Genomic DNA, 14,663 nt, shown 5'->3' on the forward strand with positions numbered 1-14,663 from the left:
AGACAGTGAAAGGCCCCATCAGGCATAAGCGGCTTGGGCTTCGACTTGAGTGAGACGGCCATTCTCGACTTTCAATACCCGGTCGGCCTGGGAGAAGTAGGCGTCATCGTGGGTGATGACAATCACCGTTTTGCCCCGGGCCTTGAGCTCTGGCAACAGCTCCATGTAGAACACCCGCTTGAAGGTCGGGTCCTGGTCGGCCGCCCATTCGTCGAACAGGTAGAACGGTTTGTCGTCCAGATACGCTGAGACCAGCGCCAGCCGTTTGCGCTGGCCGGTGGAGAGCTCCACCGTAGAGAAGCGATCATCGACGATGCTGACCTTGTGCCCCAGGCCCAGTGCCTTGACGTAGCGGGTTGCATCGGCCGTGCGCTGTTCGGCACCCGGGCCATCGTCGCCCAACAAGTGTTCGAACAAATGGAAGTCGGCAAACACGGCGGCAAAGTGCTGGCGGTATTGTTCACGGTTGTCGTCGTCCACCTCCACACCGTTGAGTACGACGCAGCCGGATTCCGGTGCATACAACCCGAGCAGCAGCATGGACAGCGTCGTCTTGCCGCTGCCGTTGCCGCCAACGACAAACACCAGCTCGCCCTGTTCCAGCGTCAGGTCGATTGGCCCGAGCAGGAAGGGGTGATCCTCATGCTCACCCGGATAGCGGTGACAGACCCCATTGAGCAGCAGGCGCGTCGGCCCTTGGCTGGCGAACGCGTTGCCAACCGGCGCAGCCATCTGGGCTTCGCTGCTCAATTCGGCGTCCAACTGGCGAATGCGAGTCAGGGCGATACTGGCCTGGCGCAAAGAGGGCAGCGCAATCATCAGGTCGGAGATCGGTCGCACCAGATAGAGCAATGTCACCGTGAAACTGGTGAGCACGGTGATCGACTGCGGCAGCCAGAACGGCACGACAAACAGCAGTACACCCAGATTGAGGTAAAACAGCAGGGTGCCGAGGTTGGCCACCACCGAATACCCGGCCATGCCGCGCAAAAAACGCACCCGGAACTCATCGGCGCCTGGACGAATGACGCGCTCGACGAACGCTTCGCCACGGGCATTGCTCAGTTGCAGTTCCTTGCTGCCTTCGATCAGGCTGCGAAAGTGCTGGTAAAGCACATCTTTTTGTTGCCGCACCCGCTCCAGGTGGCTCAGCGGTCCGCGTTCGGCCAGGTGAAACGCGATCAGGCCGACCAGCAGGAACAACGCCAGGATCAACAGCAATGACCACGACAGCCAGGCCAGGTAGGCGAAGCACGCCAACGTCACCACGGCGTTGACGAACAGCAGCGGGACCCACTCGAATGCAGCGGTAAAGGTGTGCACGTCCTCAGTCAGGATCACCAGCAAGCGGTGCTTGCCCAGGGTTTGCAGGCGCTTGAGCGGGGTGGCGAGCAGTTTGCGCGACAGGTCGATGCGCATCTGGAAGATCGCGCTCTGGGTCAGGTGCAGCAACGACAGTTCCGAGCAGAGTTTGCACAGCAACATGCCCGCACACAGCCCGAAGAACCCAAGGGCCAATTCCGGCAGCTGATGCGGGTTGGCCAACCCACGGTTGATCAGGATCACCAACCCTGCGCTGGCCAGGCCGCCCAGGGCGCCGCTGATGGAAGCCAATGCCAGCAGGCGTGCCGATTGGCGGTAAAGATAACGAATCAGGTTCATGCGACGGTTTCCGTCGAGGCCATGGCCAGCGACTTGTTGAGTTGTTCATGGAAGGCAGGCTGCCCGAGGAGCGTGTCGTGATCGGCGGCGACCTGATGATGACAGGTTCGCTGGCTGATGGCGTCCCATTGCGCAGGCAAGGTCGGGCGCTCGACCAAGGTCTGTTCGGCCCACCACAAGTGCAGGGTCGCCTGCACGGTGGGCACTGAATAGCCATTGACCCAACGGCGCGCGTCGGCCATCACGTCCAAGACCTGCTCAACGTACGCCAGCGGCGCATTGAGGCTCAGGCCGTTGGCAAGCGTCCATTGCAGCAGGGCGAAACGCAGTTGCGCCACGCGATCGAGCTTGGCCGTGGCCGTGCGCAGTTGTGCCAGTTGGTCCGCCGCGAGTGTGGCCAGGCGCTGGCGGCTGTCACTGCGCAATTCTTGCTCCACGGTGGCGTACAACGCATCCCAGGCCAGCGCTTCGTCCTCGGCGTGGAACGTGCTGTCGAACAACCCCAGCCATTCGACCGTCTGCCCAAGTGCTTCCAGTTGTCGAGCCAGCTCCAGCGCAAGCAAGCCCCCCATGGACCAACCACCCAGGCGATACGGGCCCTGCGCCTGGATCTGGCGGATCTGCGGCACATAGGCATTGGCCAATGCGACGAGGTCCTGGTCGCGTAGCGACTCGGGCAACGCGATGCCGTAAACCGGTATCTCCCGGGGCAACCCGGCGACCATCGGCAAATAATGATGAACCCCGCCCGCCGGCTGATGCAGGCAGAACAGCGGTGTCTGGCCTGCCACGCCGGGCTGCAAGGCGATGACGGCTGAGCGGTCGTGCGGCTGGGCGATCTGCCCGGCCAGCTGGATCAGCGTCGGATGCTGGAAGATCACGTTGACCGGCACTTCGATGCCGAGCAGGGCGCGCAGCCTGGCGGTCATGCGCACCACCAGCAACGAATGACCACCGAGGGCGAAGAAGTCGTCGTGGCGACCGATGATCTCGACTTCCAGCAGCTCTTGCCAGATTGCCGCGAGCACCTGTTCGACATGACCTTCGGGCGCGGCATAAACCGCGAGGCGGTGGTTCGGCTGCCGGGCCAGCAAGGCGCGCTGGTCGACCTTGCCGTTGGCGGTGCGTGGCAGTTGCGTCAGCCACTGGATGTCGGCCGGAATCATGTGCGCCGGCAACAGCGCCGCCAGGGATTCGCGCACGGCACTGGCCTGAAGCGCGTTGGCCGACTCAACGAAGGCGCGCAAGCTGGGTTCGGCTTGGCTCGTATCCAGCAAGACCACCGCCAGACTGGCGCCACTGACCTTGCACAGTGCGGTTTCGATCTCGCCGAGTTCGATACGGTAGCCGCGCAGTTTGATCTGCGAGTCGGTACGCCCGAGGAACAGCAACTGTCCGTCCAGATCCTGCCAGGCGAAGTCGCCGGTGCGGTACAGACGTTGGCCATTGAGTGCCGGATGGCTGGCCCGGATAAATTTCTCGGCCGTCATCTGTGGCAGCCCGAGGTACCCTTCGGATAATCCAGGCCCGGCGATGTGAATCTCGCCCTTGAGCCCCCGGGCGACAGGCGCGCCGTCGCTGTCGAGCAAATACACCCAAGTGTGGGCAATGGCGCGGCCGATGGGCACAGGCCCCATACCTTGATCAGGTTGGCAGAGGGCGACGGTGCTCCACACCGACGCTTCGGTCGGGCCGTACTCGTTGTACAGCTGCGCGCCGGGTTGGCGGCGATAGTGATTGTCCACCAGGGCGGGCGGGCAGCTTTCGCCGGCGACAATCGCCGTGTTCAGCGGGCTCGGACTGTCGCCAAGCTCGTCGAGCAACAACGCATACAGCGAAGGCAGCGCCAGCAGGTGCGACACACCGTGACTGCGGATCAACCGGGCCAGTTGCAGCGGATCTTTCTGCTCGGTTTCACTGGCCAGGTGCAGGCAGCCGCCCTGGGCCAGGCTCCAGAACAGCCCGGCGATGGAACTGTCGAAGGCGAACGACGACAGCAGCAGGAAACGTTGCACAGGATGTGGGTAGCCCGACAGCCGCGCCGCCAGTGAATGCAGGGCGTTGGCGTGACTGATGAGCACGCCCTTGGGCTGGCCGGTACTGCCCGAGGTATAGATCAGATAGGCCGGTTGCTCTCGCGCGACCTGCGGCTCGTCCTGTGACGGCACCGCCGACATGGCTTGATCAATGGCCAGCGCGCTCGGCTGCCAGTCCGTCGGCAGGTCTTGCACACTGGCGCGGTGGGTCAGCACCAGGCGTGCCTGGCTGTCACGCAGAATATGTTCGATGCGCTCGGTGGGGTAGCTCGGATCGATCGGTACGTAGCAGGCACCGGCGCGCAGAATCGCCACCAGGGCCACCACCGCATCGATGTCGCGCGGCAGGAAATGCGCAACCCGCGCACCAGGCGCCAGGCCTTGGGCGAGCAGGTGCTGGGTCAGGGCGCTGGCGCGCTGATCCAGTTCGGCGTAGCTCAAGGTGCCGCTGGGGCCGCTCACGGCTGGGCGCTGGGCCCGGTCGGTGGCGTCGAGGGTGAAGCAGGCGGCCAGGTTGGGCAGTGCGAAGAGGGCGGCATAGCACTGTTCTTGCGCCGGACTCTGGGGGGGCGAAGCCGCCAGCGCGCCGGTGACGCGTTGCTGCTCGGCGGCGCTGCAGGTCGTCAATTGGTCCAGGCGGGCAGAGGGCTCCTGCAGGCTGTGCGCGATCACGCTCAGCAGTTGTTCGGCGAGGATTTCGACGTGGGCCGACGTGTAGAGCGCGGCGTCGAAGTGCAGCGACAAACCAGCGGATGACGACGGCTGATATTGCAACAGCAGCGCGCAGCCGGCACTGGCACCGGTCGCCTGTTCGATCCGCCACCCGGCATCGTTCAGGGCACTGTCGGGCGTCACCACGAGTTCGCGAAAACCTACACCCGTCAGCAATGGCGCGTTGCTCAAGTGGCTCGGGTAGCTGTCGCGGGCATCGTTGAGCAGGCCAACGCGTTCGCTCAGTTGCTGGCACAACGCGGCAAACGACAACCCGGGCGCGGTGTCGAGTGTCAGTGGCAGCGGTTCGGAAAACAGCCCGAGGGCATCGCCCAGTACGTCAGGCCGCGCCTGGTTTTCGTAGGCGAGCGTCAGGCGTTCGGCTTCGCTGTAGCGTTGCCACACGGTGACCCAGGCGCCGAGCACGACAATGCCAGGGCTGACGCCGAGGTGGTTCGCTTGCCGTTCAAGGCGCTGCCGGGTCGCGTCGTCGAACTGCAGTTGCATGTGCTCAGGGGCGATAACGGCAGAGGGTGCCGGGTTTTGCTGATGCCAAGGCAACGGCACGTCCGTGATCATGGCGTTGAACTGCTCATCCCAGAACCGACGGCCTTGTTCGTCCACCGACTCCAGGCGCCAGGCCGCGTAGTCGGCGTATTGCAGGGGCGGTTCCTGGGGGGGGGCTTGCAGATAGCCCAGCGCCCATTCTTCGCCGAGATAACCCAGGCTGGTGCTGTCCAGATGCAAGGCTGGCAAGTGCAACGTGGCCGATTGAGCGTCCACGTGCAGTTCGATGCCCAGCGCCTGCCAATCAGCGACTGAATCGTCGATCACCTGCATCGGTAGCAACAGCCCCGGCAGTTGCGGGTAGCGGGTGCGCAGGATCTCGTGGCGTTGCATCAGCGCCGATAAGCTGTTGGCCAACCGTCCTCCGTCCAACGGTGTTTCACTGCCAATACGCAACGTGGCCCGCTGCGCTGTCGTCGAGGCCAGGCGGGTTTGCTGCAGGCGCCACAAGTGGGCCTGTTGCGGTGACAGTTCGAAACCTTCAAACGACGTGTCTTCGTGAGACTGAGTCATGCTGAGACCTGTACAAAAAGGTGGGGAATGAGCGCGAGGGACACGGGGTCGATGGCAATCATTGCTCGGCGTCCTTCACGACATTGCGACGACGGGCCTGGCCCAAGGTGCTTTGACGTGCGCTGCCGGCTTCCCGCAGCGCGGCCTGCGCCTGTTCGCGGCGGGTCTGTTGCAGTTGATTGAGTGGCAGCAGCAACTGGGCGACGTCGGTGTCGGCGTTCAGGCTCAGTTGCTCCAGCAGGCAAACGAACAGGCTGTCGAACAGCTCGATGTGGTCACGGGTATAACGGCCGGTGTCGTAGTCGTACACCACCAGCAGGCCTGCGCCGTCATCCACGACGTTGATCAGCAGGTCCACATCCGAGGCCTGCGGTTCCAGTTCCCGCTCACTGATCGCCAACCCCGGCAAATGCAGGTCCTGCTGACGGGTGTTCTGCACCACCAGTTTGACCTGGAAGAACGGCGTGTACCGTGCGTCTCGCTGTGGCAGCAGGTCAGCCACCAGCGCGTCGAACGGCAAGTCCTGATGGGCAAAGGCATCCAGCGCCACGCGTCGAGCATCGCCCAGCAACTGGTCAAACGTCTGCTGCGGCGTGACCCGGCAACGCAGCACCAACTGATTGACGAAGAACCCGACCATGTCTTCGGTCTGCTGTTGATGGCGGTTGGCAATGTCGGTGCCGACCAACAGGTCTTCACGCCCGGTCTGCTGATGCAGCACGACGTTCAGCGCGCTGTGCAGCACCATGAACGGCGAGGCGTCGCGAGCCTTCGCCAAGTCACTGAGGGCCTGGGCCAACGACGTCGGCAGGCGACTGCGATGCCGCGCGCACCCGCCGTGATCGCGGGTCTGGGCGCCCGGCAACAACAGCGGCGCCGGGCTGGCTTGCAACTGCTGACGCCAGTAGGTCAATTGTTGCTGCCAGACCGGGCCCGGCAGGTGCTTGCGTTGCCACACGGCGAAGTCGGCGTATTGCAGCGGCGGGGTGTCGATGCGGGTTGTCGGGTTGCCTAAGCCGGCATAGTCGCTGGCCAGTTGCTCCACCAATTGCGCAATGGACCAGGCGTCCACGGCAATGTGGTGCATGGCGATGGCCAGTACATGGGTCTGCGCGTCCAGTTGCAACAACCGCGCACGCATCAACGGTGCTTGGGTCAGGTCGAACGGCTGGCCGAAGACTTCGGATAACTGCATCTGGATGGCCGGTTCCCGTTCCTGGATCGGGACCTGTCGCAGATCGGTGACCGGCAGGGCAAATGCCTGCGCCGCCTCGATCCGCTGCCAAGGTTCACCGTGATCACTGTGTACGGTGCTGCGCAGCACTTCATGACGGGCGATCAATTGCTCGAAGGCCAGGCGCAGGGCTTCGACATTGAGCGCTCCGGTCAACGTCAGCGCGAACGGAATGTTGAAGCCGCTGGAGCCAGGGTTCAACTGTTCGAGGAACCACAAACGCTGCTGGGCGAACGACAGCGGCAGGGCCTGCGAGCGATCCGCCCGGGTGATGCCGGGCAGGGCCAATGGCGCTGTCTGCAAGCGTGCGTTGTCGATGGCCCGGGCCAGGTTTTCCAATACCGGGTGATCGAAGACGGTACGCAGCGGCAGGTCCACCGCGAGCTGGCTGCGAATGCGCGAAACCACCAGGGTCGCCAGCAACGAGTGGCCGCCAAGGGCAAAGAAATTGTCGTCAGCGCCGATTGCCGGCACGTTGAGAATCTGCGCCCAGATCGCGCCCAGTTGCTGCTCGGTATCGCTGACCAGCGGTCGTTGTTCGATCAGCTGGCTGCCCAGCGTTCGAGAGGTCAGCTCCTTGCGGTCGACTTTGCCGTTGGCGTTCAACGGCAATGCCTCCAGCCGTTGCCAATGGGCCGGCACCATGTAGGACGGCAGGCGTTGGGTCAACCATTCGCGCAGCACCGCCACCGGGGTGTCGTCGCCCGTCCAGTACGCGACCAGTTGCAGATCGCCGCGCTGGTCGGCGTTGACGATCACGGCCACGGTTTGCACGGCGGGATGACGACCCAGGTGATCTTCGATTTCCCCCAGTTCGATACGGTGGCCACGGATTTTCACTTGCTGGTCGCGGCGACCGAGGAACTCGATTACCCCATCAGCACGCCAGCGCCCCAGGTCACCGGTGCGGTAGAAACGGGCCTCGGGTTCGAACGGGTGCGCGACGAACGCGGCCCGGGTTTTCTCCGGATCGTTGAGGTAGCCGCGACCGACCCCCACGCCACCGACGCAGATTTCCCCCGGTACGCCCACCGGCACCGGACGCAGTTGCGCGTCAACCAGGTACAGATGGTTGTTGGCGGTAGGCCGGCCAATCGGCATGGCATTGCCGTCTTCGTCCGGCACTTGGGTCAGCGGGTGGAATGCCACATCGTCCGAGCACTCCGCCGGGCCATAGGCGTTCATCAACGGCACATGGGCAAAGCGGCCCAGCCAGGCTTGGGCCAGGGCCGGAGGCAGGGCTTCGCCGGTCGGCAGCAACCAGCGCAGTGCCGACAGTCGTGTGTCGGCGTCGGCGAGGTCGAGCAGGGCGCGGATCATCGTCGGCACGGCTTCGAGCACTGACAGTTGTTGGTCTTCCAGCGCAGCCAGCAGGCGCTCGGGATCATGGGCAATCACGTCCGGCAGGATGTGCACGGTGGCGCCGAGAATCGGTGCGGCGAGGAACTGCCAGACCGAAATGTCGAATGCCGGGGAGGCAGTCTGGGCAATTCGGTCGGCGTTTGACAGGCCCAGCGTCGGCACCTTGCCGAAGATGTTGTTGAGCATGCCCCGTTGTTCGATCATCGCGCCTTTGGGGGTGCCCGTGGAACCCGACGTGAAGATTACATAGGCCAGGTCGTCAGGGCTGCCTGCCATTTGCAGTGGCGTCGCATCGCCAGTCAGCCAGAGGGCTTCGGTGCGCAAGCGTCGCGGTGTTGCAGTACAGGCGGCCAGTGCCGGATCGATGACCGCGTCGGCGCTGTCGCTGGCCAACAGGATCGTCGCCCCGGACAGTTGGAGAATTTCCCCCAGGCGTTGCGGCGGGTGCTTGATGTCCAGCGGCAAGTAGGCGGCACCGGCCTTGAGCACGGCGATCATCATGCTCAGCAGCGGCAGGCCACGTTCGCCGGCCAGGGCCACCAGGGTGTCACGACCGGCGCCGGTTTCCACCAGGGCACGGGCCAGGCGATTGGAGCGCTGGTCCAGCTCGGCGTAGCTCAGGCTGTCGGTGCCACACACGACCGCGATGCGCTGTGGATCCGCGGCCACCTGGCGAGCGAACAGCTCGGCGTAGGTCTGGTCCAGCGGGAAGTCGAGTTCGCTGCGGTTCCAGTCCACCAGCAAGGTCTGGCGTTCTTCCGGCGTCAGCAACGACAGCGAAGCCAGGGGAACGTCAGGCTGGGCGACCATTTGCGTCAGTAGCTGGCGCAAGTGGCCAAGCATGCGCTGCACGGTCTCGGTGTCGAACCGTGCGGCATCGTAAGTCAGGCGAATGCCCAGGCGATCGCCGGGGTAAAGCACCACCGTCATCGGATAGTTGGTGTGCACGCGGTCTTCGTAGATGTCGACGTTGAAGTCGACCTGACGATCCGACAGGCCAGCGTCGAACGGCGCGTTTTCGAACACCACCAGGCTGTCGAACAGCGAACGGCCGTGCTCGATTTCACTCCAGCGCTGAATATCCACCAGCGGTGCGTGTTCATAGGCACGCAACTCGACGTTGTGCGCAAACAGCGCTTGCAGCCATGGCACCACGGCTTGTTCATCGTCAACCTTGACCCGCAACGGCAGGCTATTGATGAACAGGCCGACGATGTCTTCCACGCCGGGCAGGTCGGTGGGACGGCCCGACACCGTGACCCCGAACAGCACGTCATCGCTGCCGCTGTAGCGCGAAAGGAGCAGGGCCCACGCGCCTTGAATCCACGTGTTAGGCGTGAGTTGGTGCTGTTGGCACAGCGCGGTCAATGCGCGGGTATCGGCAATCGACAAGGTGACGTCAAGGTTCGCCACGGTCTCGACCGCTTGCTCGGCCGTGGCCGGGCGATCCACCACCAGCGGTGTCGGCGCGCTGAAACCGGTCAGTTCGCGGGTCCAGAATTGCTCGGTGACGGACGTGTCCTGGCATTGCAGCCAATGGACGTAGTTGCTGAACGAGGGCAGCAACGGACGCGCCACCGGCTGGCCGAGTACGCGTGCCTGGTAGTGGGCGAAGAGGTCGGCCATCAGCAGGCCGAAGCACCAGGCGTCGGTCAGGATGTGGTGGAAGCTGCGCACGATCAGGAATTCCTGATCGGCCACCTGGAACACCCGCAAGAAGGTCAAGGGTGGCCGGCGCATGTCGAAACCCTGACGGCATTCGGCGTCCAGCACGGCGTCGAGTTGACGCTGGCGGCTCGCCTCGTCGAGGTGCCGCCAGTCGTACCAGGCGAAGGCCGGATCGGTGTCGTGATAGACGCATTGCAGCGCCGCCTTGCCGTCCTGCCACCAGAAACCGGTGCGCAGCATCGGATGCCTGGCCAGTTGTCGTGCCCAGGCGTATTCGATGGCGCTGCGGTCCAGTTCACCGTCCCAACGGTAACGTTGCTGCATCAGGTAGATGCCGCTGTTGGGGCGCAGCAGGGTGTGCAGCAACATGCCCTCCTGCATCGGCGACAGGGGCAGCAAGTCGTCGATGCCGGCCCAGTCGAAATTCGTGCCCAGGGCGCTGAGGTCGTTTCCGGCGGCGCGGCACAACGGGAACGCGTGGGCGCCGGGGGTGGCGTGTTCGGCATCGGCGGCCAGCAGGGCCAGGCGCTGTTCCAGCACCTCGGCCCACTGTTCGGCACCTGGGCCGCGACAATCGATGTGCAGTTGATCGTGTTGCAGGCTGACGGACAGGGTCAGCCCGGAGGCATCGATTGGCGTGCTGCTGGCGATGACGTCGCCCAACGGCCCTTCATGGGCTTGCCACTCGCCGGCCATGACGATATGCACGGTCGGCTGCGGCAGGCTCAGCAGCGGTTCGCGCAAGTACTCGTTGTTGGCCAGATAACGCAACACGCCGTAGTCATCACCGGTGTCCGAGGCGGCGGCCAGTTGTGCGTCAACCTGCGCCAGCATTTGTGCGGCGCTGGCCGTCGGCGTCAGGCTCAGGCGCAGGGGAACGGCGTGGCTCAGCGCGCCGATGACCGTGGCCGGATCGAAGTCGGTGCGGCTCAAGGCGCTGGTGAGCGGTAGGCGAGCGCGCTCGCAGCGACCGCGATCCAGGCTTAGCCAGACGTCCTGACGGGCACTTTGTTGTGCCAGTTCCGCTGCGACAGCGGTGGCGACCAGTGATCCCCAGGGCGCGTGACTGCGGCGTCTGAGCAGGTTCAGGCGGGCATTGAGAGACGGTGAAATCTGCACGCGGCTTTCAGTGCCCAGGCCCTCCGGTTGCGGGGTGGACAGCAGGGTTTCACCGGCGTATTGCAGCCAGTATTCCCACGCCGGCTCCAAGCCGTCTTCATCCTTGGCACGGGTATTTTGATGCTCAGCCCATTCATCCAGATGACCACCGTGACGCGGCAATTCGATTGCACGGTCGTACTGCGCTTGCGCCACGGCCAGCGCCAGGTCCGTCATCAGCAACGCCCATGAGCTGGTGTCCAGGCGCAAGGCATGCGCGACCAACAACACCGCGTCACCCTGCTCGCTAAGGCAGGCATGCCAGCCTTCGCCGGCTGCGTGGTCCAGTGTGGCCAGGGTGGTTTCAGCCAGCTCGGCCAATGCCTTGGTATCGTCAGTGTTCAGCGATCGGCGACTGGCGCTGGCCGGCTTAGGCGTGGTCAACAGGGTTTGCACCCAGGTGCCATCGGCCTGTGGGGCCAGCGCCAATTGCAGCGCCCGGTGCTGCTGTTGCAGGGCCGACACGGCACGGCTCAACACCTCGACGCTGATCGGCGCATTCAAGGCCACGCAACGCCAGTCTGCCGTCAGCGGGCCGGCTTCGAGGCGGGCATGCTGGCCCGCTGTCAGCGGTACATCGCGAGCAGCGCTGCTGGTGTCGCGGCTGTAGTTCGCGCCTTGGCTGATCACCGCGGAGATCTCGGCGATGGTGCGGTTTTCGAACAACTGCTTGGGCGTCAGCTTCATGCCGCGCTGGTGGGCGCGGGCGATGATCTGCAGGTTGAGAATCGAATCGCCGCCCAGGGCAAAGAAGTTGTCGTGGATCCCGACGCGCTCGACCCGCAGCACATCCTGCCAGATCTCGACAAAGGCGCTTTCCACCGCATCCCGCGGGGCTTCGTAGGTGTCCTGGCGGGCCGGGGCGTCGGGCAAGGGCAAGCGGGCGATGTCCGGCTTGCCGTTGGCGTTCAGCGGGATGGCATCCAGCGCGATGAAATCCGCTGGCACCATGTAATCCGGCACGCGCAGCGCCAGGTCATGGCGCAGCTTGTCGGCGGACATGGAGGTACTGGCCACCAACCAGGCGACCAGGCGTGGCGTCTCCTCGGCCGGTTGCACGACGCGCACCAGCACTTGTTGGATGTTGCTCGACAGGCGCTTGATCTGTGCTTCGACTTCGCCCAACTCAATGCGGTAGCCGCGCAGCTTGATCTGGTTGTCGACGCGCCCGAGGAAGGCCAGCTCGCCGGACTCCAGCCAACGCACACGGTCGCCGGTGCGGTAGGCGCGGGGCAGGTCGGCGACGGCCGTGAAGCGCGCGGCGGTTTGCGCTGGATCGCCGAGGTAGTCGATGGCCAGGCCTTCGCCGCCCACCCACAGTTCGCCCGGCACGCCGACAGGCACGGCGTGACCGTGGTTGTCGAGTACCCGCAGTTGCCGGTTCGGTTGCGGGTGACCCAGCGGTTGCACGCCGGCCAGGGGCTGGTCGATGCGCGACAGGCAAATGCCCACGGCGCTTTCGGTCGGCCCGTAGTGGTTGTAGACCGCGAGGTCCGGACGCAGTGTCCGAAGGGGCTCCAGCAATGTGCCTTGCAGCGCTTCGCCACCCAGCAACAAGGCGCGGCGCGGGAGCAGATCGGCGTCGGGGCGAGCGGCGAGTAGACCGTGCAAGTGGTTGGGGGTGAGCTTGACCAGGTCCGGGGTGAACTCGGCAAAACACTGCGCCAGTGCGTTCGGGTCGGCACGTGTGTCGTCGTCCACCAGCAACAGGCTGCCACCGCTGGCCAGCGCGCCGAACAGTTGGGTGTAACCGAGGTCTGCCGCCAGGGTCGAGAGCAGCGCATGGCGCCAGGGTTGTTCCGCCTCGGCGCAACCCAGCTCGGCCAGGATGCCGGTGATGTAGGCGGTGATAGCCCGATGGGACAGGCGTACACCTTTCGGCGTACCGGTGGAGCCGGAGGTGTAGATCACATAGGCGCAGGCCTGTCGATCCACCGCGGGCAGGTCGCTGCCGGTGGCGCGGGCCGAGGCCTCGATCACCTGAACGCTGGCGCTTTCGAAGGCCGGCGTACCGATGATGAAGTTCACATCGGCACTGGCGATCAGTGCACTCAGGCGCGAGGCCGGTTGGCCCAGGTCCAGCGGCAGGAAGCAACCACCGGCCTGCATTACCGCCAGCAGCGAGATGACCGCGTCGTTGTTGCGGGGCAGGGCCAGCGCGACGCGATCACCCTGTTGCAGGCCGCGCTGGCGCAAGGCGTTGGCCAATCCGGTCGAGGCTTCGAGCAGTTCGCCGTAGCTCAAGGCGCCGTGGGTGTCGCGCACGGCTTCACGCTCGGGATGGCGGCGGGCCTGGGCGGCGATCAGTTCGTGCAGCGGCGCATCGGGCAAATCGAGGGGCGCACCGTTGCCCCAGTGGCGGGTCAGTTGCAGTTCTTGCGCTGGGCACAGGGGCACGTCGGCCAGGGGCCGATTCGCGTCACGGCTCAGTTCTTCGAGCAGCGTTGCCAATTGCTGCAACAGGCGCGCGCCGGCCGCGTCGGACAAGCGTTTGCGTTGATGCACCAGGTGCAGTTGCAGGCAGTCGCTTTCCATCGACGCGATCAGCGACATCGGGTAGTTGTTGCGTCCGCCCGTGTGGCGCAAGGGCGCGGCGTGTTCGGCGTCCGGTAGGCCGAACAGGCCCTCGTCGATCTGATCCAGTTCCCGGGGGAATGGGAAGTTTTCGAACACGATGATGGCTTCGAACAACTCGCCACCCGGTGGCAACGCGGTCAATGCCCGCAGGCTGGCCAGCGGTGTGTGTTCGTGCTCGCGCATCTCGGCGTTCCAGTCCTGGATGCCTGCCAGCCATTGGCCCACGGTCGTTGCATCGTCCCAACGAACGCGCAACGGCAAGGTGTTGATGAACAGACCGACCATGCGCTCGACGCCGTTCAGACGCTCTGGGCGCCCGGCCACGGTGACGCCGATCAGGCTCTCGTCCGTGCCATTGTGACGACCCAGCAGGTAAGCGTAAGCCGCTTGCAGCAAGGTGTTGACGGTCAGGTTGTGGTTGCGGGCGAAGCCGGCCAGGCGAGCGGTGGTTGCAGCATCCAGCCTCAGGGAATGCTCGGTGCACGGCAGGTGCGCGTCCACCGGGTCGGCGAGCAGGCCACGCGGGTCCGACTCGGGCACGCGGGTGGTGTTGGCGAAGTCCGCCAGGCGGCTGCGCCAGAAGTCATCTGACGAAGGGCGCTCACTGAGGTAAGCCACGTAATCCTGGAACGGTCGCACCGTTTCCAGCGCCGCATGCTGGCCGCGTCGTGCCGCGCGATACAGATCGCGCCAGTCCGCCAGCAGCGAGCCGACGCTCCAACCGTCGAGCAACAGGTGATGGTGCGTCCAGACCAGCGCCCACTGTGCCTGTCCGTTCACATCATCCAGTCGCGCCAGGGTCAGGCGCATCAACGGAGCGGACCCCAGTTCGAACGCCTGCGCGTGGTCTTCTGCGGCGAGGGCGGCCAGTGCTTGCGGGTGACCGCGCAGATCGACCTCACGAAGGGGCAGGTCGACTTCCTTGAGAATGACCTGATAGGCGTCGTCCAGCTCTTCCCAGAGAAACGCCGTGCGCAACACTGCGTGGCGTTGCATCAGGGCTACCCAGGCCTGGCGGAACGCAGCGAGGTCGAGCTCACCGGCCAGGCCGATGTTCATCTGCTGGTAATAGACCCGGGATTCGGGCGCATAGGCCTCGTGATACAGCAGGCCTTTTTGCAGCGGGGTCAGCGAATAGATGTTTTCGATTTGGTCATGCATGGCGGCAGTGTTCA

The 14,663-nt window shown here is 64.8% G+C and carries 3 protein-coding genes; all 3 read right to left on the reverse strand.

Annotated features, from left to right (window positions below):
* Positions 1-18: 18 nt before the first annotated feature.
* The 3 genes from AD659_RS13825 to AD659_RS13835 are packed head-to-tail and all read right to left on the reverse strand — an operon-like array spanning position 19 to position 14,649.
* On the reverse strand, positions 19-1,662 hold the full coding sequence (locus AD659_RS13825) for a cyclic peptide export ABC transporter (RefSeq protein WP_053122084.1): 1,644 nt from the start codon (positions 1,660-1,662) through the stop codon (positions 19-21).
* Positions 1,659-5,489, reverse strand: a complete 3,831-nt coding sequence (locus tag AD659_RS13830; protein WP_053122086.1) for a non-ribosomal peptide synthetase — start codon at positions 5,487-5,489, stop codon at positions 1,659-1,661. Before AD659_RS13830 ends, AD659_RS13825 begins: the two co-directional genes overlap by 4 nt.
* 58 nt (positions 5,490-5,547) lie before the next feature.
* Complete coding sequence (locus AD659_RS13835) at positions 5,548-14,649, reverse strand: non-ribosomal peptide synthetase (protein ID WP_053122088.1); 9,102 nt, start codon at positions 14,647-14,649, stop codon at positions 5,548-5,550.
* Between the last annotated feature and the right edge of the window lie 14 nt (positions 14,650-14,663).

Source organism: Pseudomonas thivervalensis, assembly GCF_001269655.1.
GTDB classification, from domain to species: domain Bacteria; phylum Pseudomonadota; class Gammaproteobacteria; order Pseudomonadales; family Pseudomonadaceae; genus Aquipseudomonas; species Aquipseudomonas thivervalensis.